Source organism: Vibrio sp. E150_018 (assembly GCF_053544035.1).
Genome location: NZ_JBHGNY010000010.1, coordinates 51,461 through 74,181, shown reverse-complemented (window position 1 = coordinate 74,181; position 22,721 = coordinate 51,461). Strand labels below are relative to the sequence as shown.

19 protein-coding genes, 1 pseudogene and 1 riboswitch are annotated in these 22,721 nt (G+C 42.0%); of the genes and pseudogenes, 7 read left to right on the top strand and 13 right to left on the bottom strand.

The window, feature by feature from the left end:
- Positions 1-8: 8 nt before the first annotated feature.
- Positions 9-926, bottom strand: coding sequence for a ubiquinol oxidase subunit II (cyoA, locus tag ACE3G9_RS11085; protein ID WP_417879384.1), 918 nt, complete (start codon positions 924-926; stop codon positions 9-11).
- A gap of 827 nt (positions 927-1,753) precedes the next feature.
- Here cyoA and ACE3G9_RS11080 point away from each other — a divergent pair.
- Complete coding sequence (locus ACE3G9_RS11080) at positions 1,754-3,703, top strand: BCCT family transporter (protein ID WP_449219140.1); 1,950 nt, start codon at positions 1,754-1,756, stop codon at positions 3,701-3,703.
- A gap of 69 nt (positions 3,704-3,772) precedes the next feature.
- On the opposite strand, the gene fghA is transcribed toward ACE3G9_RS11080, so the two are convergent.
- The gene (gene fghA, locus ACE3G9_RS11075; RefSeq protein WP_449219170.1) at positions 3,773-4,621 is read right to left on the bottom strand and encodes an S-formylglutathione hydrolase; all 849 of its coding nucleotides are present in this window, start codon (positions 4,619-4,621) and stop codon (positions 3,773-3,775) included.
- A 335-nt stretch (positions 4,622-4,956) separates the two neighbouring features.
- Positions 4,957-6,081: an S-(hydroxymethyl)glutathione dehydrogenase/class III alcohol dehydrogenase gene (locus tag ACE3G9_RS11070; RefSeq protein WP_267135511.1), complete on the bottom strand. Its 1,125-nt coding sequence runs from the start codon at positions 6,079-6,081 to the stop codon at positions 4,957-4,959.
- 181 nt (positions 6,082-6,262) lie between these two features.
- Between ACE3G9_RS11070 and ACE3G9_RS11065 the strand changes: the two genes are divergently transcribed.
- Entirely contained in the window at positions 6,263-7,117 is an 855-nt protein-coding gene (locus tag ACE3G9_RS11065; protein WP_449219139.1) for a LysR substrate-binding domain-containing protein, read from the top strand.
- On the opposite strand, the gene ACE3G9_RS11060 is transcribed toward ACE3G9_RS11065, so the two are convergent.
- From ACE3G9_RS11060 to ACE3G9_RS11025, 8 genes and pseudogenes are all read right to left on the bottom strand, one after another.
- Positions 7,114-7,947 carry an ion transporter gene (locus ACE3G9_RS11060; RefSeq protein WP_449219138.1) on the bottom strand — a complete coding sequence of 278 codons (834 nt, stop codon included), beginning with the start codon at positions 7,945-7,947 and terminating at the stop codon, positions 7,114-7,116. The two genes, ACE3G9_RS11065 and ACE3G9_RS11060, sit on opposite strands and share 4 nt — an antisense overlap.
- 115 nt (positions 7,948-8,062) lie before the next feature.
- Positions 8,063-8,677: a thiamine phosphate synthase gene (thiE, locus tag ACE3G9_RS11055; RefSeq protein WP_449219137.1), complete on the bottom strand. Its 615-nt coding sequence runs from the start codon at positions 8,675-8,677 to the stop codon at positions 8,063-8,065.
- A 39-nt stretch (positions 8,678-8,716) separates the two neighbouring features.
- Positions 8,717-9,511: a hydroxyethylthiazole kinase gene (gene thiM, locus ACE3G9_RS11050; protein ID WP_449219136.1), complete on the bottom strand. Its 795-nt coding sequence runs from the start codon at positions 9,509-9,511 to the stop codon at positions 8,717-8,719.
- Between the two features lie 13 nt (positions 9,512-9,524).
- Entirely contained in the window at positions 9,525-10,193 is a 669-nt protein-coding gene (gene tenA / locus ACE3G9_RS11045; protein WP_417879390.1) for a thiaminase II, read from the bottom strand.
- Positions 10,194-10,241: 48 nt separating this feature from the next.
- On the bottom strand, positions 10,242-11,189 hold the full coding sequence (locus tag ACE3G9_RS11040; protein ID WP_417879391.1) for an ABC transporter substrate-binding protein: 948 nt from the start codon (positions 11,187-11,189) through the stop codon (positions 10,242-10,244).
- Positions 11,190-11,289: 100 nt separating this feature from the next.
- Positions 11,290-12,024, bottom strand: a pseudogene (locus ACE3G9_RS11035) (ABC transporter permease); the annotation flags it as partial.
- Positions 12,025-12,082: 58 nt separating this feature from the next.
- Complete coding sequence (locus ACE3G9_RS11030) at positions 12,083-12,841, bottom strand: ABC transporter ATP-binding protein (protein ID WP_449219169.1); 759 nt, start codon at positions 12,839-12,841, stop codon at positions 12,083-12,085.
- 275 nt (positions 12,842-13,116) lie between these two features.
- A riboswitch (TPP riboswitch) is annotated at positions 13,117-13,216 on the bottom strand.
- 281 nt (positions 13,217-13,497) lie between these two features.
- A complete protein-coding gene (locus tag ACE3G9_RS11025; protein WP_449219135.1) occupies positions 13,498-14,385 on the bottom strand; it encodes a LysR family transcriptional regulator in 888 nt (295 codons plus the stop codon).
- Between the two features lie 107 nt (positions 14,386-14,492).
- Here ACE3G9_RS11025 and ACE3G9_RS11020 point away from each other — a divergent pair, with 107 nt between their 5' ends.
- Entirely contained in the window at positions 14,493-15,359 is an 867-nt protein-coding gene (locus ACE3G9_RS11020) for an MBL fold metallo-hydrolase (RefSeq protein ID WP_449219134.1), read from the top strand.
- Complete coding sequence (locus ACE3G9_RS11015) at positions 15,353-16,006, top strand: DsbA family protein (protein WP_449219133.1); 654 nt, start codon at positions 15,353-15,355, stop codon at positions 16,004-16,006. The genes ACE3G9_RS11020 and ACE3G9_RS11015 overlap by 7 nt, the downstream gene beginning before the upstream one ends.
- A 433-nt stretch (positions 16,007-16,439) precedes the next feature.
- Here the strand turns inward: ACE3G9_RS11015 and ACE3G9_RS11010 are convergent, their stop codons facing one another.
- Positions 16,440-17,345: a LysR family transcriptional regulator gene (locus tag ACE3G9_RS11010; RefSeq protein WP_449219132.1), complete on the bottom strand. Its 906-nt coding sequence runs from the start codon at positions 17,343-17,345 to the stop codon at positions 16,440-16,442.
- A gap of 102 nt (positions 17,346-17,447) precedes the next feature.
- Here ACE3G9_RS11010 and ACE3G9_RS11005 point away from each other — a divergent pair, with 102 nt between their 5' ends.
- The 3 genes from ACE3G9_RS11005 (at position 17,448) to ACE3G9_RS10995 (ending at position 19,980) form a co-directional block, all read left to right on the top strand.
- Positions 17,448-18,308 (top strand): pirin family protein, encoded by an 861-nt coding sequence (locus tag ACE3G9_RS11005; protein ID WP_449219131.1) that lies wholly within the window; start codon positions 17,448-17,450, stop codon positions 18,306-18,308.
- A 62-nt stretch (positions 18,309-18,370) separates the two neighbouring features.
- Positions 18,371-18,997, top strand: coding sequence for an isochorismate family cysteine hydrolase YcaC (gene ycaC / locus ACE3G9_RS11000; protein ID WP_417879397.1), 627 nt, complete (start codon positions 18,371-18,373; stop codon positions 18,995-18,997).
- Between the two features lie 68 nt (positions 18,998-19,065).
- A complete protein-coding gene (locus ACE3G9_RS10995; protein ID WP_417879398.1) occupies positions 19,066-19,980 on the top strand; it encodes a pirin family protein in 915 nt (304 codons plus the stop codon).
- 1,586 nt (positions 19,981-21,566) lie between these two features.
- Here the strand turns inward: ACE3G9_RS10995 and ACE3G9_RS10990 are convergent.
- Positions 21,567-22,448 (bottom strand): DMT family transporter, encoded by an 882-nt coding sequence (locus ACE3G9_RS10990; RefSeq protein ID WP_449219130.1) that lies wholly within the window; start codon positions 22,446-22,448, stop codon positions 21,567-21,569.
- Positions 22,449-22,721: the final 273 nt, after the last annotated feature.

Below are 22,721 nucleotides of genomic sequence, written 5' to 3'. Positions count from 1 at the left end.
TCTACCCTTTAATTTTGTGCCATGTCCATATGATGTCCTTTACTCATCTCTTCATCAGATGAATTCAGAGAACCTTTGTATTGCTTCACCACATCAGCAAACAAATGCTCAGGAACACTGGAGTAATAAGTCACTGGCACATTTTCACTTGGTTTAGCAAGCTGACGATAGCCATCAAAGTCATTCATCACTAAAGCATTCTTATCCGCTTTAACGCTGTTTACCCAGTCATTAAATTGCTCGGTAGTATCAGTAACATGAGCGGTAAATTTCATCCCAGAGAAACCAGCACCACTGTAGCTAGCCGAAATACCTTTGTAGTCATTCGCTTCATTAGCCATTAAGTGGACGCTAGTCATCATGCCTGGCATAGCATAGATCTGACTGCCAAGACGAGGAATAAAGAAAGAGTTCATGATATTGTCTGAAGTGACTTTAAACTTAACCGGAATATCTTTAGGGAAAGCGACATAATTGACCGTCGCAATATGTTGGTCGGGGTAAATAAACAACCATTTCCAATCCAAAGAAACGACTTCAATCGTCATATGATCAATATCACTCACTAACGGTTTAGACTGCTCTAACTCGTGAGTAGTGCGCCAAGTGATCGTACCTAAAATGGCAATAATAATAATTGGAACGGTCCACACCACTACTTCAATCTTGGTTGAATGTGCCCATTCTGGGTCGTATTTTTCACCAGTATTACTCGCACGATACTTATATGAAAAAAATACTGTCATTAAGAGCACGGGAATAACCACAATCAACATCAGCAATAGCGCTGTGATGATCAGTTCTTTTTCTTGAATGCCTATGACCCCTTTAGGATCAAGCAAAGCAGATTTGCATCCTGACAAGAGTAGAGCTGCAATAAACATCCCTCCTCTCACCAAGATACTTCTATATCTTGAGGCTTCCATTCTAATTCTCGATGTTTAAGGGTTGCTGTCACATTGTGGATATAAACGAAACAACCAAGTGGTAAACAACGCAGTTTTATTAACTAATCATCACATTTCGCGACTTTTAGCTAACATTTACTGCTTTTTTTAAATCTATTGTTTCAAATGTATATCGTTATCACATTGATAATGTACAAAATACACACACTTCAAAAACAACAAATCTCACCAAATAAAATTAAAACATTACATTTAAAAATATCCAGTTACATTTAGGCTATTATGCTTACATAAACACAACAACTCACCATGCAAAAATGAAAACTAACTTTTCACAAAGCAACAATTCGTATGATGGTCGAGCCAATTTTATCCGATCAAAAAACAGGTAGAGAACAATTTAAGGAAGAAAACTGAGAAAAGAAAAAGTTAGAAATAACTAAAATTTTCAAAAGTTAGCGACAATAAAGTCAAAATTCATGAATTTTAGCAACAAAGTTTATCAATAAAAATCCACTTCAAATGTAAAAACAAAAAAAGAGAGCAAAAGTAACCACTGAAACAATAGAAGGCAATCGCACGGTTTTATTCTAGATAAAAATTAACAATTGGTACTGCTAACAAATAAAACCACCCAAAGAATAAAAACCATTCATTGCATCAATAACAAAAACCCAACTTACATTGACATAAATACTTTAAAATTAAAGATGTTATCTACATTCAATTTATTCGACTTTGATCTTAGTTTTCTATATAAAGAAGCTTATTTTTCATATAAACACACAGATATAGTATGGTTTTATGTGTTAATGGATTGCTGTATTTTGCTTAGGAGTTAGTTAATGAACACGCAAAAAAATTCTTTTTCACTTATAGATAACCCCACCTTCTTTGGTGCGATTATCGTTCTTTTATGTGCCATCATCCCTTTAATGATTTTCCCTGAAAAAGGAGAGAATTGGGTCGCACTAGCCAAAACATTTATGACCGATAAAGTTGGGGCACTTTATCTCATTCTTGGGCTTGCCTCTTTCTTCTTTATGATTTACATCATTTTTTCAGACATTGGCCAAATCAAACTCGGTGATCCTGACGAAAAACCTGAATTCAAAACGGCATCTTGGGCTGCCATGCTATTTTGTGGTGGTATCGGTGCCAGTATTTTATATTGGGGGACTATCGAGTGGGCGTTTTATTATCAAAATCCACCATTTCAATTAGCGCCAGGAAGTGAAGAAGCGGTCCGTTGGGCAGCAACTTATGGCATTTTCCACTGGGGTCCAATTGCTTGGTCTATTTATCTTGTACCTGCAATTCCAATTGCCTACTTCTTCTATGTTCGTAAACAACCCGTTTTAAAGGTTTCAGCTGCGCTGATGCCTATCATTGGTGAAAAGCGCGCTCAAGGTGGTTTGGGTAAAACCATCGACGTTATGTTTATCTTTGGTTTACTTGGCGGTGGTGCGACGACACTAGGCTTAGCCTCACCATTGATCACCGAAGGTCTGCACCACTTATTTGGCACACCGAAAACCACCGGTGTACAACTCATGGTTTTATTAGTTTGTACTATGATCTTTGCTTATTCAGCTTATGCCGGAATGTCGAAAGGGATCCAATTACTCAGTAACATAAACTTCTGGGGAGCTTTAGCATTATTAATTTTCATCTTCGCGGTTGGACCAACCACATTCTTACTTGAAACGGGTTTAGATTCTTTAGGAAGAATGCTATCAAACTTCTTTATTATGGCCTCTTGGGCTGAACCTTTTGGTGGTTACGGTTCATTTGAAAATACCCACTTCCCACAAGATTGGACTATTTTCTACTGGGCGTGGTGGCTAGTATTTGCACCAAGCATGGGCCTATTTATTGCTCGTATTTCTCGCGGCCGCACCATTAAACAAATGGTTGCAGGTTCAGTATTTTTTGGCTCTTTAGGCTGTTTCTTATTTTTCATGGTTCTCGGTAACTTTGGTTTATCACTTCAGTTATCAGGTCAATTAGATGTTATCAGTGTCCTAAATGCTCAAGGTACTACTGCTGCTATCTTTGCAATATTAGATCAATTACCAATGAGCACTTTGATTATCGTAGTCTTTACCGGTCTATGTATCATCTTTACTGCAACAACTTTTGACTCGATTTCTTACATTTTGGCTTCTGTTGTACAAAATGATGTAACTGAAGAGCCGATGCGTTGGAACCGTTTATTCTGGGCATTTACCCTATCATTCATGCCATCAGTATTAATGTTCATGGGTGGCCTAACAACACTACAAACCGCTTCAATTGTGGCCGGTATTCCATTGATTGCCATTTCAGCAATGTTAATGATGTCGACCGTTAAAGCGGCCAACTTCGATCTGGCCAACCAAGAAGGTTACGAAGATCCAGTAATCAACATTGAAGACTTACCAGATGTCGATCCTTGGTCAACGGAAGGTGTCGCTCTGGCGAAATTTGAAGAGCTGAAATCGACAGCGATTGAAGCTGCCGATGATGAACGTCAAGCACTGAAAGCAATTTGGAAGTTGAAAAAACAAATTCGAGAAGAAGCTCTCACTTATGGTGATAACGGTCTTGAACTTGGTGATGTGCCAGCAGATTTACAAAAACAATTAGATACCCTCACGACTGAGGCTATGGCTGCGAAAGAAGTGAAACTTGCCGCCTCACAAGAAGCGCAAGAAGCTCGAATTGCTTTCAATGATCTAATCAAAGAAAAACAAGAGCAAGAAGCTCAAAGTGACTCTACGCCACCAGTGGAAGTAGAAAAAGCAGCAAGTTAATCTAAGCAATAATCATTTAGATACAAACAAGGGCAGATGATTGATTCTGCCCTTTTTATTACTCAAAATTTACTTCAAATACTGAGCATGGAACTTCAAGTGCTCATCAATAAAACTAGCGATAAAAAAGTAACTATGATCGTAACCATCACGAAGGTTAATCTCAAATGGGTAGTTCACATCGTTCGCCGCATTTTCCAAAAGTTGCGGTTTTAATTGCTCTTCCAAGAAATTATCCGCTAAACCTTGGTCAACTTTAATTGGCGGTAGGTAGGCTTCATTGCCTTTGATTTTTTTCATCAATTCTACTGCATCATATTTGACCCACAATGCTTGGTCATCTCCTAAATAAGCAGTGAGAGCTTTGTGCCCCCACGGACAATGCAATGGGCTAACAATTGGACTGAATGCTGAAATCGACTTAAACCTTGGCGCATTACGCAAACCAATCGTTAACGCACCATGGCCCCCCATCGAGTGCCCTGAGATTGCACGCTTATCCGTGATGGGAAAATGCGCTTCAATTAAAGCAGGGAGTTCATAAGCAATGTAGTCATACATTTGATAATGCTTAACCCAAGGCTCTTGAGTGGCATTGAGATAAAACCCTGCCCCTTTACCAAGATCATACGCTTCATCATCCGCCACATCCTCACCACGAGGGCTAGTATCTGGCGCGACAATCGCAATACCTAACTCTGCCGCCATACGCTGCGCACCGGCTTTTTGGACAAAATTTTCATCGGTACAAGTCAAGCCTGATAGCCAATACACCACCGGTACTTTATTCGATTCTAACGCTTGCGGCGGCAAAAAAATCGAAAAGCGCATCTTGCAATTAAGCACTTGCGATTCATGCTCAAATTGCTGTTGTTGGCCACCAAAACACTGATTTGAATTCAACTGTTTCATAAATATCCATCTGTTATTTTTACGTGTCTCGTGTCTCGTGTCTCGTGTCTCGTGTCTCGTGTCTCGTGTCTCGTGTCTCGTGTCTCGTGTCTCGTGTCTCGATAAAGAGTGTCCTAGCTACGATTCAATCGTCAAGCTCATTGAACTAACCACTAGAAAAGCTCTTAATAATAGAAACTCGATTTTTCGTATTTCACTTCGAGATACGAGCAACGAGTTTCCTAACTACGATCTAACCTTCAAACTCATTGAACTAACCACTAGGAAAACTCTTATTATAGAAACTCGATCTTTCGTATTTCACCTCGAGGCACGAGCAACGAGTTTCCTAGCTACGAACTTTAGAAATGAATAACACTACGAATGCTCTTGCCTTCATGCATCAAATCAAAAGCATCGTTAATATCTTCCAGGCCCATAGTATGAGTAATAAAGTCATTCAACTTAAACTCACCTTTCATATAACGTTCTACGTAATCGGGTAGCTGTGAACGACCTTTTACGCCGCCAAATGCTGAACCTTTCCATACTCGCCCTGTAACGAGTTGGAAAGGACGAGTTGAGATCTCTTGTCCGGCACCGGCTACACCAATGATGATCGACTCCCCCCAACCTTTGTGACAACACTCAAGCGCAGAACGCATTAGGTGTACATTGCCGACACATTCAAATGAGTAGTCAACACCACCATCGGTCATTTCAACGATCACTTCTTGAATGGGCTTATCGAAATCTTTTGGATTCACCACGTCGGTTGCACCAAGTTTTTTAGCTAAATCGAATTTTGATTCATTGATATCAATGGCAATGATTCGGCCCGCTTTTGCCATGGTCGATCCAATGATGGCTGATAGACCAATGCCACCAAGGCCAAAGATAGCTACCGTATCACCCGGCTGAACTTTTGCGGTATTGGTGACGGCGCCCATGCCAGTCGTCACGCCACAACCGAGTAGGCAGACTTCTTTTAAATCGGCTTGTGGATTAATTTTCGCTAACGACACTTCCGGTAGAACCGTGTATTCAGAGAAAGTAGAAGTGCCCATGTAGTGATAAATCGGCTCACCATTAATAGAAAAACGGGTCGTGCCATCAGGCATTAACCCTTTACCTTGCGTTTCACGAACTGAAGAACACAAGTTGGTTTTGCCCGAAGTACAGAATTTACATTCACCACATTCTGCGGTGTATAACGGGATAACATGATCGCCCACTTGAACAGAGGTAACCCCTTCCCCCACAGACTCAACAATACCGCCACCTTCATGGCCTAAAATGGCTGGAAATACGCCTTCTGGATCATCACCCGATAAGGTAAATGCATCGGTATGACAAACACCAGTGGCAATGATTTTCACGCGCACTTCACCTGCTTGTGGAGGCATTACATCAACGGTTTCCATTTTTAAAGGCTCACCAGCTTTCCACGCTACGGCTGCGCGTGACTTAATTACTTGTGCTGTCATTTCTATTCCTCTGTATTACGGGATACATCGCATTATTAATAAATAACTTAATGATTGATTCTTTATGCTTTCAGTATAGTCCGCTTACTTAAAATGATAAGAGTCTAATCTGCAAAACACTTTTACTTATGTGTAATAATTAATAGTATATAACATCAATTAGTACATATAAGTGATAAATATGCAGTGGCAAGGAATATCGGAATTTGTGGCAGTCGCTGAAACCGGCAGCTTTACTTTGGCCGCCAAACACCTATCGGTATCGACAGCGCAAATCAGCCGTCAGGTGAATCAGTTAGAAAAACGCCTATCGGTAAAATTGTTTTATCGCACGACTCGTCAAGTTAAGCTTACCGACATTGGTCAGAATTACTTTGCACAATGTCAGGCTATTTTAGAGCAATTGAAAGAAGCTGAACTGTCCGTCACCAACCTCAATCATAGCCTGCAAGGTCAGCTTAAAGTTTCGGTACCAATCGCCTACGGTGAAAGTCATATTGCGCCGTTAATTAATGACTTCTGTTTGTTATATCCAGACTTGAATATCGAGCTTTGGCTAACCAATCAGTTAGTCGATCTTACCGAAGAAAAAGTCGATTTAGCGATCCGCTTAGGTGCGTTGGATGATTCGAGTATGATGGCGAAAAAATTACGTCCAAGACAGCAATATCTCTGCGCCTCGCCCAAATATTTACGCCAATATGGTAAACCGGAATCACTGAACGATCTCAAGCATCATAATTGCCTAGTAGGAACCCTAGACTATTGGCGTTTTCATAATAGGAAGTTAACTGTAAATGGCTCGTTAAAGTGCAACAATGGTTATGCATTGCTGGATGCGGCGCTCAAAGGGATTGGCATTGTTCAACTGCCCGACTACTACGTAGAAAGTTATCTAGAGTCAGGTCAATTGATCTCACTATTGCCTCAACACCAAACAAAAAATGATGGTGTGTGGGCGGTCTACCCTCACAACCATCATTTATCGACTAAAGTTCGTTTACTGCTCGACTATTTAGATAAGCACTTGAACTAAGGTTGCTTTTTATTCATTTCAGCTAGCGTTGCTTGTAGCTTATCCAACTTTTCATTAAGTATCTGCATTTCCTGTGAAGTTGCCATGGTATCCGCATCCGGGTTTTGCTCTTCACGTAGTTGCTTATGCTCTTCTGACATCACTTCCAAAATCGTACCGACCATCATATTCAAGAAAATGAACGCGGTAAGGAAGATGAACGTTAGGTAGTAGATCCAACTCAGTGAATAGACTTCCATGGTTTCATACATCACATCGGTCCAATCCTCAAACGTCGCCACTCGGAACAGGGTTAGCATTGAAATCGACACATCACTCCACAAGGTTGGGTTAATGTGCGCGAACAACATGCTGCCTATTGCGGCATAAATGTAGAAGATCACAAACATTAATAACCCGATATACCCCATCTGAGGAATCGCTTTTATCAATGCATTGACCAGTACTCGTAACTCCGGAACCATGGATACCAAACGCAACACACGGAAGATGCGTAGTAGCCTCGCGATCAGTATGGTCGAGCCTGCCGCTGGATATAAGCTACCGATAACAATAATGGTATCGAAAATATTCCAGCCCTTTTTAAAGAAAGCGCGGATACCATCACTGGCGAGGTAGCGGATCACTAATTCCACTAAAAAGAATACCGTGATCGCGATATCCATAATGTTGAGTGCCGACTCCATCGTCGGAGGTAAAGAATAGGTATGGGCTCCAACCGTTAGGGCTGAAATGATGATCACCGCAATGACAAACCATTGAAAGCTTTTGCTTTGATCGATGCGTTTGAAAGCTCGCTGAAAGTGCGAAAAGGTAGACGTTTGTTCCAAGAATTTATCCCTTAAGAGTCTCGTATTATTAACTCACATCATGATAAGTGGATTCTTGGTATAACAAAGTGAATAGACGTAACAGAGTATTACCTGCACGTCTATTCAATAACAGTTACCTCATTAAGCCTAACAAGTATTTGGCCGCAGCTTGTGGATCTTGCGCATGACAAATGGCTGAAACTAAAGCCAAACCATGTACGCCCGTTGCCATTAACTCAGGAATATTGCCTTGGTTAATGCCACCAATCCCGACTATCGGTAACGAGGTAGTATTCAGCGCCTTTTGCAAACCATCTATTCCCCAATGATTTTTCGTATTGGTTTTGGTCGGGGTGGCAAAAATGGCGCTTAAACCAATGTAGTCAATTGGTAACGTATCGGCTTGTGCAAGTTGTTGTTCGTTTTCAATCGACAAGCCAAGGATCTTATCTGGGCCAATTAACCGACGAGCGATGTCAGCAGGCATATCCGACTGACCGAGATGAACGCCATCAGCATCAATCGCCAGTGCAACATCCACTCGGTCATTGATAATTAAAGGAACGCCGCTGCCGGTTAAAATATCTTTTACTGCTTGTGCCCGTTCAATAAAAGCACGCACATCACCATGTTTTTCGCGCACTTGCAGCATGGTAATGCCACCTAACACTGCTTCACTGACGACACGTTTCAGTGTGGCTAAATCTTGTTGATCATCGGTGACCAAATACAAACGATAGTCGCTCATTGCGCTTCCTTATTCAACACGCTCTAGGTTTAGATATTCTCATTTAAGACGTTTTACTTTAAGACGCTGGCTCAGCGTTTGCACATCAAGTTGATATAACTCATCTAACAATGCCATTTGCAGACTACCCGGACCGCGCGCTTGCTCCGCAGCAATCTCACCTGCTACACCAAGCACCGCTGTGGCTGCTAAACCAGACTCATCACCGACGGCGGCAAATGCTCCGGTCAAAGCGCTAAGCGTACACCCCATCCCTGTTACGCATGGCATCATTGAGTGGCCATTGTTGAGTTTTACGGTTTGTGTATTACTCACTATGTAGTCGGTTTCACCGGAGATCACCACATTCGCACCATACTCATTAACCAAGAAGCTGGCTGCGCTTAATGCCGCATCACTACTATCTAAAGCATCGACACCTTTGCTTTGCGCTTGTTCACCGGCTAATGCAATAACCTCAGAAGCGTTGCCACGAATGATCAACTTATTGGCTAACTGAGCAATTTTACGTGAAGTGTTGGTGCGTAGCTGGCTGGCACCACAACCCACAGGATCAAGCACCACTACTTTGTTGTTGGCATTGGCTTGCTCGACGGCAAACATCATTCGCTCTGTCCAAGCACTATCAAGCGTGCCGATATTCACCACCAGCGCGCCTGCAAATGACATCATCTCCGCCATTTCTTGTTTTGAATGCGCCATGATGGGAGAGGCACCAATTGCCAATAACGCATTAGCCGTATTATTCATCACTACATAATTCGTAATGTTCACGACCAATGGCTTCTGCTCTCGTAACGAAGTTAGCGCTTGAGTAATTTGTTCAATTAACATGTGAGTTCTCCAATTAGCCCTGCTTAACGTTTAAACCTTGTTGCCAAAAAGCTACTTCCATACGGGTTGCAGTTTTAAATACTTCAATCAAGTTTCGGCCACGCTGACTATTAATATCGATTTCATCTAGCAGTTGATTAAAGTGCTCCGCTCCACTTGCTACACCAGACTGAAACTCTTCGCCGCCGTATAAATTTATCCAGCTCGCATAAGGGTTACCTTCCAAAACAGTATCGGCACCTTCTATCAACCTTTTACCAATCACGGCATACCCAATCGAACAAGGCGCTAAAGCAGCATAAAGATCGACGAGATCGCCGGTCATGCCAGCATCAAGGACATAACGGGTATAGGCAACGGTGCCAAAATCTTCTGGCTCATTTTCCAAATCACTTTCGGTTAATCCCCACTGGCCACAATAAGTCACATGATGCGACAGTTCAGAATCAAGTAAACCTTGTACCGTCGGTAGAGCACGGCGCATATCATCCAAAGTACGGGCTTTGTAAATCGCCAATGCATAAGCTCGTGCATACTGCTTTAAAAATAAGAAATCTTGCTTTAGATAATGTAAAAAACAAGGTTGCTCCAGAGTACCTTTTGCCAATTGCTCAACGAAAGCATGTTCGGTGTATTGCTGCCAATCTTGCTGACAAGCGTCGATCAAATCTTGGTATTTCATAAGTGGTTATCTCAAATGGGTAATATTAAATAAACTCAATTTTTTAGCTTAAAGGCTCGGTACGTAATCTTTTGCTTTTGGTAGCGTCTCGATGATTTTTTTATCAAACATAAACTTGGCGTAATCGTCATAACGTTTGAGATCAACCGCCGATGGACGCAATGCAAAACGAGTTAAAGTATCTTTCCACGCACGATGATTCAGCTCGTTATCTAGCGTATCCGGTGCGTAGGCGACAAACTCTTTCCACGAGGTTTCAGGATGATTAACAATATAAGTCGTAGCTTGTTGTAATGCGCTATTGAAAGCTTGGATCTTCTCTTTATCGTAGCTTTTAGCATTGGCAACAAATACCAACTCATCATAAGCAGGCACACCATGTTCTTCAGGGTAGAAAGATTTCGCTTTATAACCTTCTAGTGCTAGCTGATTAGTTTCAAAGTTACGTAGGCCACCCCAAATCGCATCTACCTTGCCAGACGCTAATGAAGACGATAGCGCCCAGCCAACATTGATCATTTGCACATCAGAAAGCTCAACGCCCTCTTGCGCTAACATAGTACCCACCGTTGCCCCTTCATTACCGGAAATCGAAATACCGATCTTCTTACCTTTAAGGTCTGCAAGATTTTGATTCTTTCCATTATCCAGCACCATCAATGTATTTAAAGGCGTTGCGATAAGGGTTGCAGAGCGAATTAAGGGCAAACCGGCTGCCACATCAATGGTTAGACTAGGTTGGTATGAAATCGCCATATCCACCTTACCTGCTGCAACCAACTTGGCCGGAGTGCTAGGGTCGGCTGGTTCTTGAATATTGACTTTTAAACCTTGTTGCTTGAAGTAACCTCGCTCTTTGGCGATCACTATGGGGCCATGATTTGGATTGACGAACCAATCTAGCATTAAGGTCATTTCTTTGTCTGCGGCCAGCGCATGAGTCGAAATAAGCGAGGTAACTAAAGTGACAGCACTAATCAATTTGTTTATTTTCACGAATCATTCCTTCTTAAATTGTCCTGTTGGTTTACGATTTACTAGGTTCTGTTGAACTTTCGATACTTGGAGAGCGTTATTTGCTTTCCCAAGGGCTTAATCATTTGCTCTCCCAAGGAATAGCAGCTTTCAATAATTTATCGGTGATGAAATACAAGGCGATCGAGAGCATTGCCAGAATAAATAACGCGGCAAACATTTCATCGATAATCATCCGGGCATTAGCTTGTAACATCAGATAGCCCAAGCCTTCACTGGATCCGACCCACTCCCCCACGACGGCTCCAATCGGCGCGATCACTACCGCGACACGAATCCCTGAAGCTAAGGTTGGTAAGGCTGCCGGTAGTTGAATATGGCGTAACAATTGCCACTTAGAAGCGCCCATGGTTTTGGCAAGATCAAGGTAACCGGTTGGGGTATTACGCAAGCCGTCATAACAACAAGTGGTCACCGGGAAAAATATAATGATGGCCGCCATCATCACTTTCGATGCGATGCCATAACCAAGCCAAAGCATCAACACTGGCGCGATAGCAAATACTGGGATCGCCTGGCTGGCAATAAGAATCGGCAATAACCAACGTTTGAACGGTTCAAACATCAACATTTGTAAAGCGAACAGCAGGCCCATCGATAAACCAAGCGCAAGACCTAACAAGATTTCCTGTGCGGTTACCCAAGTGTGTTTAAGCAACACATCATATCGAGTGAGTAATTTATCCAGCACATCGACAGGCGCAGGTAGAATAAAGCTTGGCATATCAAACATAACCACAACCAACTGCCATAAGCCGAGTATCACCACAACCGTAACTAACAAACGTAGCGCAGGATGTGTCACACGCTCTTTTTGATTCACTCGGCAAGAAAGCGATTGGTATTGAGTCATCTCACTCATAATCTTTCTCCAATTGCTGCAAAATGGCTTGTTGTAACGCGGCGCATTCGCCATCCAATACTCGGGGAGTCGGCGATTCTGGCACCGCAAGAGATTGCGCTTTAGCTGGTGTTCCTTGCAGTACATACAATTGATTGGCTAGCCGGACAGCTTCTTGTGGATCATGGGTGATCAAAACCACGGTTTTCTCTTTCAATAACTCGGCAGACAAGGTCTGTAATTTATGGCGAGTTACGGCATCTAACGCAGAGAAAGGTTCATCCATCAATACCACTGGCTTGTCTTGCATTAAAGTACGAGCAAGTGCCACACGTTGCTTCATTCCACCAGAAAGTTGGTCCGGCTTGGCATAGCAATAATCCACCAGCCCAACTTGCTGCAATAATTTCAGCGCACGTTGCTGTTCTTGCTGTGAATCGCTTTGAGAATGATTAAAACGCGAACTTAAACAAACGTTATCCAACACATTGAGCCACGGCAGCAGTAAATCTTGTTGAGCCATATAAGCAATATGCTCGGTTAACAGTAAGTTATCGGTAGTCGTCAGCTCGCCTTGCCACTCCACTTTGTCAGCTAATAAACCCGCTAAGTAACGAAGAATCGTCGTTTTTCCGCAACCACTTCGACCTAGCAATACCGTCCATTGCCCGGCTGGGATCTGCATATTGATGCCTGAAAGCGTCGGAGTTTGACTATCTTTATATTGCAAACAAGCGTTTGTAATTTGGATGCCGATGGTTTTAGCTGGCATTGCTCTAGAAGACGTAGCTTTAATAGACATCGCTAACGCCCAGCTTACTCGCGATAGTGTTAGGGATGAGCGATAAGTGATTAAAATCAACGTCGTAGGATCCAGAAATCACAGGTGCATTAGATTCTTTTAATGAAGATATTTTTTGAGGATTACACTGTATTGAAGAATTCGCCATTACCACTCCTATTACCGACGTATAGGAACTGGCTTTGGCCGTCATTGGGAAAGATCGAAGACCCGATTATCCAAGGTTTCCGAAGTGATTCGGCGAATGGCAAAGCGTGATAGTTCCCTACGTCAGTGCTAACTGAATCAGGTTCTACGGGTCTCGAATTTCGATCTCAGCCAATATTGGCTCCCCGACTATTACGTATAAATCATAACAGGACATTAACATCAGTAATATGCTTTTTTGATAATAAATCCTATTTAGAATGCATTTATGAGAACTAGATATTTTGTTTGCGTCCCCTTTTTATTTACCTGATTTATTACCTTAATCAACCGCCATACCCGTATAATTTGGGTTTGCTCCACCTCCATCGCAATATCAGATAAGGGTATGCTGTTGGGCATTATGATCAATATAAGTTGGAAAGAGACACCATGTAGAAAGATCCACTGAGCATCTTGTCATGACAACAAACCACACATTACCAACGAGGTTCAGAAAAATAATCTGACAAATAATCAATCAGAGCACGGACAGTGGGGGACATGTACTTTCTGGAAGAATAGAGCGCGTAAATGGTTAAATCATCTGGTTTCCAATTCGGTAAAACCTGCTTAAGCTGACCACTTTTAAGATATTGGTTTACGAGGTAAGTCGGTTGAATAGCTATCCCTGCGCCACACAATACTGCGTGCAGTAAGGTTGTTGTTTCATTCGCGGTGAGATTACACTTAACTTCTACTGATTGTTGAGAACTGTCTTGCGTCAAATGCCAGATATGTTGTTGGAAATTTTTATATCCAAGACAAGTATGATTCATTAAGTCGTGTGGCTTTGAAATAGTGCGACTATTACCTAAATATCCCGGAGAAGCCACGACAACAGACTCACATACCGATATAGGCTTACCTATCAAAGAAGGATCAGGCGCCGAGGCAATTCGGATAGCGAGATCTATTTGCCTCTCAGTCAAATCAGCTACTGAATCTTGCAAATCAATATCGACATTTACATTGGGGTGTTCTGACATAAACGCTTGAATAGCGGGAACCAATTGAGAATAACCAAATGACATGCTGGTTGCCAACCTAACGGTACCTGATAATTGACCACTGATGTCTGCCAGCCCGCTTAAGCTTTCTGCTTGTCTAAGCCATTGTTTAACTTCATCAAGGCATGTTTCGCCCGCGGTTGTCAAAGACACTTTTCGTGTTGTTCTATGTAACAGGCGGGTATTAAGCCAAGCTTCCATTGCCTCAATATATCTCGTTACCATAGGACGAGACATATTTAGCCTGTCTGCTGTAGCGGTAAAACTCCCCGTCTTAGCAACCTCAACAAATACGGTTGCGGCTGTTAGTCTATCCATACATTTGTTCGAATTAAGAAACAATGATGTTCACTTTGGTGTATTTATATGCACATGTCAATTCCTTATTATCCTTTTCATACCCAAACACACTAAAGGAGAACGGTATGAAAAAATTCATTCTAATGGCTGCATCTATCTTATTGGCAGCAACCGCAACTGCAGCCGAAAACACACCATTAACTTTTGATATTTATAACGCTGACGAGAATAGCTTCTACGTAAATTCAACATTAATCATCGGTGAGAGTGAAGTTATGGTGGTCGACACAGGCTTCACCAAAGCTGATGCTCTACGTATCGCCGCAAAAGTTCTTGATAGTGGCAAAGAACTCAAAACTATTTTTATTAGTCAGGCTGATCCAGATTATTACTTTGGTGCAGAAGAGTTACATGCATTATTCCCTAATGCACAAGTGCTAAGCACCCCAGAAGTTGTAGAGACAATTAAGAGTAAGCTAGCAGGTAAATTAGCTTACTGGACGCCACAAATGGGCTCCAATGCTCCTGTTAATCCATACGTTCCACAAGCAACTGAAAACAACACATTGACAGTCGATGGACACAAAATCGAAATTCGTGGCACTCAAGGCGAGTTAGCTCACCGCCCATATCTATGGATTCCTTCTAGCAAAGCCATTGTAGGCAATGTTGCCATATATGGAAATCTGCACTTATGGATGGCTGATGCGCAGTCTAACGATAGTCAGAAAGCATGGGTAAAACAGTTGAAAGAAATGCAAAAGCTAAATCCAGAGATAGTCATTCCAGGACACATGAAAGCTGGAACTAAGCTTAATGCGAGCACTATCCGTTACTCGCTGCAATACCTAACAGACTTCCAAGAGGTGAAAAGTCACAGTAAAAATAGTACTGAAGTGATAGATAAAATGATGGCAATCTACCCTGATGCACAGCTGCCTATGGCTCTACAAGTGGGTGCGAAGGTACATATGGGAGAAATGAAATGGTAAAAGTACACTACTTTTTCGATCCGATGTGTGGTTGGTGCTATGGTGCGACTTCTCTATTATCCGCAATGGCTGCGAACTCTGAAATTAAGTTAGAGTTTCACCCTGGCGGCATGATTAACAACAAGGCTATCGACCCCTCTTTTCGTAAGCATATCCTCGAGCATGACAAACGAATTGATAAATTGACGGGAGCAACATTTGGAGATGGTTATATTCAGCGGGTGCAAAGTAACGAAGAAATAGTCTTAGACTCTTTCATTACAGCACGCGCAATTTTAACGGCAGAACAATTGGGTCTCCCGCCGCTAGAAATGTTGAAAGCCATTCAGCATGCTCACTATTTTGAGGGTAAGCCGGTCAATCACCCAGAAGTACTCAAGGAACTATCAGTAAACTTGGGACTAGATGATGAACTGTGGCGTAAAACTATGACTGCAAATTTAGGCATTGAACAGGAAGAAATAAATAAAAGCCAACAGCTGATGCAGAAGCTACAAGTTCATGGATACCCAACTCTGATCCTTGAACTGAACAATAAGTGGATAAAACTTCCTCACACTGAGTTTTATGGTAGGCCTGATGAGTGGCGACAGCTTGTTGATCGTTATATCGATAGCGAACCCAGTACCTCCCAAACCAATATATAAAAATATTGAAACAGTAAAGTACGAGTATGTGCGAATAATAAAGAACCATTTCAGTATCACTCAGTCTACTGATGATTTCACTGGGTTATAAATTTCTGTTCTAAAAACTAGCCACTAAATTTATACAATAGAACTCTCATTCAATGCGGATGAGAGTTCTAGTATTAATCTACGCTATATAAACAACCACACTGTCAGCCGTGATTATGGATTTTCCCATACCTGATTTAATCCATTTTTACTAAATTAAATGGCAACTCTCACGAAGTTATGACCATTAACAAGTTACAACTTAACCATAACCGTTTTAATTGGCCACTCTCGTCATATTCTTATTTTCGCGTCTTTTTTAGAGCGAATGTTAACCACATAATTATTAAAGTCCCTAATCAAATAAACCAATAAAAAATACCACCTCAAAAAATCTATCACTCTACTCTTCATCAAAGCTGGCATAGCGATCAACGAGGAAGTCAATCAATGCTCTAACTGAAGGTAATAAACCTCGACGGGAAGGAAATACCACATGGATAATTTCTTTTGGTGCTGTCCATCCATCAAGTAACTTAATTAAACTACCATCTTTAATCTGTTGTGTAACCATCAAGGTCGGCAATTGTACTACCCCTACACCAGCTATGGCTGCATTACGCAACGCGAGCATATCAGTGGTCACAAGGCGTGGCTTAAAAGGTACTTCAATGAGTTTATTGTCAGGCGCATACCACCTCCAGACAAATTGGTATTGAGGTTGTCCTAACCCAAGAGAGGGCCAGTGACATAAGTCAGTCAGGTGATTGGGTAACGCATAACTATTTACTAGAGCAGGACTGGCAACCAAACTCAAGCTACGCTCAGATAATACTCGCATAACGAGTTCGCTATCTTCAAGTGGGGGCGGCCGCACTCTAATTGCCACATCTACACCTTCAGATATCAAGTCCACACGGCGATTAGACGCTTCAAGTTGAATATTTACTTGCGAGTACTCTGTCATAAACTCAGTCAACATGCCGCCTATGTGCGCGTGCAGTAACGCGATGGGACATGTTAGGCGAATGGTGCCTCTAGGTTCGGATTTTAACGAGTCGATGGCGTCCTGCGCAGACTCTGCCTCCTCCAGCATCGCCTTGCAGTGCTGAAAATAAGTCTGCCCTACTTCAGTCAGATGAAAACTGCGAGTGGAGCGATAAATCAGCTTAGTATCCAGCCGTGTTTCCAGCGCTGCAATCCGGCGACTGAGCTTAGACTTGGGAATACACAACGCTCTACTAGCCGGAGCGAACCCTCCATACTCCACCACTTTCACAAAATAATAGAGATCATTGAGATCCTGCATTTTCATTGTTCCATCAGTGCAACAGTGAGGTGCATTTTAACAGTCTACTCAACTACTGTTCCATCTATATGATCACAACAAGTGAAATTTAAGGAGACTCTTATGAAATCTATCCAAGGTATTATTCACGCTCCCTCCCCTCATTGGGTGGGAAATGGTTTTCCGGTTCGCTCGCTATTTTCTTATCACAACCAAGCGGATCAGATGAGTCCCTTCTTGCTTCTGGATTACGCTGGACCGATGCGCTTTCCCGCAGATGGTGTAAAACGAGGTGTAGGAGAGCACCCCCATCGTGGTTTCGAAACAGTCACTATTGTCTACAAAGGCGAGGTAGAACATCGAGATTCCACTGGCAAGGGCGGCATAATTGGGCCCGGAGATGTGCAATGGATGACCGCAGGCGCTGGCATTATGCATGAAGAGTTCCATTCTAGAGCATTCAGTCAAAACGGTGGGGATTTACAGATGGTCCAGCTTTGGGTCAACTTGCCCAAAGCGGACAAGATGACACCTCCCGGTTATCAGGCTATTACCAAGGTCGATATTCCAGAAGTGCCGTTAGCCAACAACGCAGGCACTCTGCGTCCTATTGCTGGTCACTTTGACGGCCATCAAGGTCCGGCCAATACCTTCAGTCCTATGCACGTTTGGGACTTACGCCTCAATGTAGGTGGGCAAACTCAGTTTGATCTCCCCCAAGGTTGGACCACAGCCGTCGTGGTGCTAGAAGGCGAAGTCTGTGTCAACAACTCCGATCCAGTCAGCGACGGTAATATGGTATTGCTCAGCCACCAAAACAGTGGCGTGAAGCTGCATACGTCACAGAACAGTTTAATACTGCTGATCAGTGGCGAGCCCATCAACGAGCCTATCGTAGGTTACGGCCCCTTTGTTATGAACACCAAGGAAGACATTTTACACGCTTTCGAAGACCTACAACGCGGTCAATTCGGACGCCTGTAAAAACTGGAGTCGGTATACGGCTCCCAACCTAAACTACTAACTACTATTTCCAGGAGGAAATGATGAACTTTAAATACAACCGCCTAGATAAAGATAACGCCGCCGTATTATTGGTCGACCATCAATCCGGTCTTCTATCTTTAGTACGTGATATTGAACCGGATAAATTTAAAAATAATGTGTTAGCTCTAGCTGATCTCGCTAAATATTTCAATTTGCCTACTATCTTAACGACTAGTTTTGAAAGTGGTCCAAATGGTCCTCTAGTACCTGAGTTAAAAGAAATATTCCCTAACGCTCCCTACATCGCTCGCCCTGGCCAAATTAATGCTTGGGATAATGAAGAATTTCTAGCAGCAGTTAAAGCCACAGGCAAAAAGCAATTAATTATTGCTGGAGTTGTCACCGAAGTTTGTGTTTCCTTCCCTGTATTATCAGCGTTAGAAGAGGGTTACGAAGTTTTTGTTGTTACCGATGCTTCAGGCACTTTTAATTCGATGACTCGTGATGCCGCCTTGGATCGTATGTCACAAGCAGGGGCGCAACTTATGACTTGGTTCGGCACGGCTTGTGAATTACACCGTGATTGGCGCAATGACATCGAAGGTTTAGGAGCGTTATTCTCTAACCATATCCCAGATTATCGCAATCTTATGACTAGTTACACCGCATTAACGAGCGAAGACTAAAACACTCTGCTAACTTTAATGATAACTAAAAAGGGGGACACACACCCCCTTTATACCAGGAGTTAATTATGAGTAATCTCTCTGAGAAATTAATTGAAGATTGCACTGTTATTAGTAGCTGCAGTGCATTAAAAATGATTTTAAAACCAAATGATAAAGATCTAGGTGGCTTTTGCGTACGTCGTACCATGCCCACCAAAGAATGCCGCAGCGTCGGCCCTTGGGTATTTTTCGATCATATGGGCCCAGCCCACTTTGAAAAGAATGAAGGCATAGACGTTCGTCCTCACCCTCACATCGGTCTAGCAACCGTTACTTACCTATTTGAAGGGGAGATGTTACATCGAGACTCTCTCGGCACAGAAGCAAGAATACTTCCTGGTGACATAAATTTAATGGTGGCTGGTCGTGGAATTGTTCATTCTGAACGCCAAAGGGAGAAGGTAAAATCAAGTCCACATGACATTCATGGTTTGCAACTTTGGCTCGCTTTACCCAAAGAATTAGAACAGACAGAACCTGGTTTTTTTCATTATGACCAAGCTGATATTCCAGAAATAGAACAAAACGGCGTACCAATACGAGTGATGATGGGAAGCGCTTACGGAGAGACCTCACCAGTAAAAACCCTTTCTGAAACCCTATATATAGAAGCTCGCTTAAAAGCAGGCCAAAGCTTAATATTGCCTAACACTGAAGAGAAAGCCTTATATGTAGTCAAAGGTGAACTCAACGTAAGTGATACCCATTTAAAAGAACACAATATGGCAGTCTTTTCCAACGAAGCGAATATCACAGTAACAGCCAAGTACGACACCATGTTAGTAGTAATCGGAGGAGCACCTGTAGGCAAGCGCTATATGGAATGGAATTTTGTCGCCAGTGACAAGTCGCTGATTGAAAAAGCCCAAGAGGATTGGCAGGCTGGCCGTTTTGCCAAAGTTCCCGGCGACGATCAGGAGTTTATTCCACTACCAGAATAACAATAAGCATAATACCCGTTGCTCTAGTGAAGTGACCCTCAATGTTGGTTGTCCAACTATTGGGGTCACTTCAAGATCGATTGAGGCATTTTATGAAACTTGAGCATCAATATCGGCCTTAGATTTCCGATTTCAAGCGACCGTAGATAATCTACTCGAACTATTATGGCAGCTTCACCTTACACCTACGCGCTTTAAGCGGCATAGTAAATCAGTAACACAAAAACAGGCTGACGCATTTTTCCATTATGTTAGGGATAATTTCGAGTACCCAATAGTACTCAAGGGAGAAACAGCAAGGTTAATTAATGAAGCAGCCGTTCGCTTGACTGGAGCTGTTACAATTCTTGGAGCAGATGACGAAGGAGCTTTGCGTAATATAGCCCGAAGAATGGTCAATTCAAGAAAGATAAGCAAACACCTCGAACAATATTATTCGAAAAACATAGAAATACAATCACACATCGAGGTGTGCGAACTGATGCACTAGAAAAGCTCTACGGGACAATTGAAGCACCATTGGGGCAATTTTTTGATTTAGTTCGCAAGGGCCTGTCGGAGAAAGAACTAATATCCAAAGAAGGCATTTATCTTCTAAAGGTATTTATCTTCTAAAGGTATTTGTAGCGTTTCAATTTTGGCGAATGCCTTTGTTAGATCTCTTTGTAGAGCAGTACATTAAAACTCTAGACTTAACACGGTTTGGAGACAGAATTACACTGAATGGGGTCAATATTGGCGATTGTGACCAAATAAAAAACGCATTAGAAAATGACTCAGGCTTCAGGCATTACTTTCGTAGCTTTATGCTGCCTCTACTAACGTTTGATTTTAGGGTACATGATAGTGACTATGAATCATGGAAAGTCCATCATGTTTCGCCAGAATATGGAGGTTGGAACAACTTTTTAACGGGAGATAACCCGCTACTCTTTGACGATTTGACTCAGATGTTCGCATTTAAGTCTAAGTTTATTATGCCTTTATCGAATAATCAGTTGATCACTTTTTCGTCAATCCAAAATCACGCTATGAACCTAGATCCGCTTTTTACAACTTACTTAGCAATGATTACATATAATCAGTGTCATCGATATGTTGTAGGTATTAATAAAGACTATATTGAGCAAATAAAGTTATTTTTGGGTTCTGAAGTGGAACCTTCAGATTTGAGAGCGGAGTTATTTACATACATATAACGATTGAGCAGTGCAATAAGGTTTGGTCATGGGAATAACCGATTTGCTATACCTGAAGTTATTCATTAATTACTGATGTTCGATTCTCCGAGACTGATAATTGTCCAAAGACGCGCTGACGCCGATCTCGGCAAACACGCCTTTACCCCAAAGTTTGTTTCGGAATTCGCTACAACTTATTATCAAAACTAATAGGTATCTCTTTTGAGGTGGAACGTTTTCAGTTTTATTATTTGAACCTAAGACATTTGAAACAAGTTAGACTGATGGATAAAGAAATCTATAATCAAGTAAGATTAGATAAGGCTTGAAAATACACACGCCCGATGAAGTACATCGAGCGTTTTGTTTTACTAAAAAGTCGCAATAATAGCCTGAACATTCCCACTAAGTTTTTTGTTCATACTTTACGACAATTTGATTCAATAAAAGAGCTGATAAAATAATACCAAGAGCCAGCCAAGTTGTAGCCTGAATGCTTTCATTGGTGACCAGCGCAGCGATTAATACACCTACAGCAGGTACGAGGTAGTTAGTCATTGACGTAAAAACAGCTCCTGCATTCTTGACACTAGTCATATATAAGTAATAGACAACTCCCGCGCACATGACACCAAGATAGATTACAGCAATAAAAATGCTCGGCGATGGTGCTTTATCTGTCATTGTCTTCGTTGTAATGAGAGCGACAATGATCAGTTGAATGCTCGCCATGGTCAGAACATTTCTTGCGACTATCAGAGGATGCTCTTTTTGAACACGGTTTAGCAATAGCAAAGCAATGGCAAAGCATACTGCGGCAAGTAAGACAGCTAGCACACTGACAGGCTCAATCCTTTGAGATGTTGAAATTATGTCAGGGTAGAATAGTACAACTAAACCCAAAAAACCGATGGTTATACTGAGCAGGTTTCCTTTGGTGATCTTTGTATTCCTAATAAATAATGGCGCGAGAAGAAGTGCGTAAAAGGGTAATGTTCCCATTAAAATTGCAGTCACTGAACTACTCAACTCTTTTTGAGCAAAAGGTACGAGAACAAAAGGAACAGTTGCTTCAAGAAAACCGATTACACTATAGAGTTTCCACTGTTTAGTATTACTGCAAATTCGCATGATACGACAAATAATAAACAGGGTTATTGCGCCGAATACCGCACGTAATGTGCCTATCCATACTGGAGTGAATGCTTCTAGTGCTGTTTCTTGAAAAATAAATTGTGATCCCCAAATCAGCCCAATTGCGATCAAAGTGAAATAATTTTTAAACATAGTAAAAAATCCAAATGCAGTTCAATGGGTTGAGCTGTATGAAAAGTTGGAACAGATTATGGCGTACTGGCTAAGCCGATTTAAAAGTAACGGCATCAACATCAATTGTTATGCTATCCAGCGCTAGTTTAGGTACAGGAATTAAGGTTCTCGCTGACAGCGTATCTGCCGACCTGCATTTTTGCATCTATTCACTCATGGGGGGGCGGCATGATCATATCCTTTTATGCGTTGAGTTTTATATTTGAAAGGAGTATAAGAGTTAAAGTTAAC

Excerpts from the sequence above, each read along its gene's own strand:
- ACE3G9_RS11065 (WP_449219139.1), top strand. The coding sequence starts at position 6,263 with ATGCAGTGGCAAGGAATATCGGAATTTGTGGCAGTCGCTGAAACCGGC.
- ACE3G9_RS11020 (WP_449219134.1), top strand. The coding sequence starts at position 14,493 with ATGAAAAAATTCATTCTAATGGCTGCATCTATCTTATTGGCAGCAACC.
- ACE3G9_RS10990 (WP_449219130.1), bottom strand. The coding sequence starts at position 22,448 with ATGTTTAAAAATTATTTCACTTTGATCGCAATTGGGCTGATTTGGGGA.
- thiM (WP_449219136.1), bottom strand. The coding sequence starts at position 9,511 with ATGTTAATTGAACAAATTACTCAAGCGCTAACTTCGTTACGAGAGCAG.
- tenA (WP_417879390.1), bottom strand. The coding sequence starts at position 10,193 with ATGAAATACCAAGATTTGATCGACGCTTGTCAGCAAGATTGGCAGCAA.
- ycaC (WP_417879397.1), top strand. The coding sequence starts at position 18,371 with ATGAACTTTAAATACAACCGCCTAGATAAAGATAACGCCGCCGTATTA.
- ACE3G9_RS11010 (WP_449219132.1), bottom strand. The coding sequence starts at position 17,345 with ATGCAGGATCTCAATGATCTCTATTATTTTGTGAAAGTGGTGGAGTAT.
- thiE (WP_449219137.1), bottom strand. The coding sequence starts at position 8,677 with ATGAGCGACTATCGTTTGTATTTGGTCACCGATGATCAACAAGATTTA.
- cyoA (WP_417879384.1), bottom strand. The coding sequence starts at position 926 with ATGGAAGCCTCAAGATATAGAAGTATCTTGGTGAGAGGAGGGATGTTT.
- ACE3G9_RS11015 (WP_449219133.1), top strand. The coding sequence starts at position 15,353 with ATGGTAAAAGTACACTACTTTTTCGATCCGATGTGTGGTTGGTGCTAT.
- ACE3G9_RS11025 (WP_449219135.1), bottom strand. The coding sequence starts at position 14,385 with ATGGATAGACTAACAGCCGCAACCGTATTTGTTGAGGTTGCTAAGACG.
- ACE3G9_RS11005 (WP_449219131.1), top strand. The coding sequence starts at position 17,448 with ATGAAATCTATCCAAGGTATTATTCACGCTCCCTCCCCTCATTGGGTG.
- ACE3G9_RS11080 (WP_449219140.1), top strand. The coding sequence starts at position 1,754 with ATGAACACGCAAAAAAATTCTTTTTCACTTATAGATAACCCCACCTTC.
- ACE3G9_RS10995 (WP_417879398.1), top strand. The coding sequence starts at position 19,066 with ATGAGTAATCTCTCTGAGAAATTAATTGAAGATTGCACTGTTATTAGT.
- ACE3G9_RS11070 (WP_267135511.1), bottom strand. The coding sequence starts at position 6,081 with ATGACAGCACAAGTAATTAAGTCACGCGCAGCCGTAGCGTGGAAAGCT.
- ACE3G9_RS11030 (WP_449219169.1), bottom strand. The coding sequence starts at position 12,841 with ATGCCAGCTAAAACCATCGGCATCCAAATTACAAACGCTTGTTTGCAA.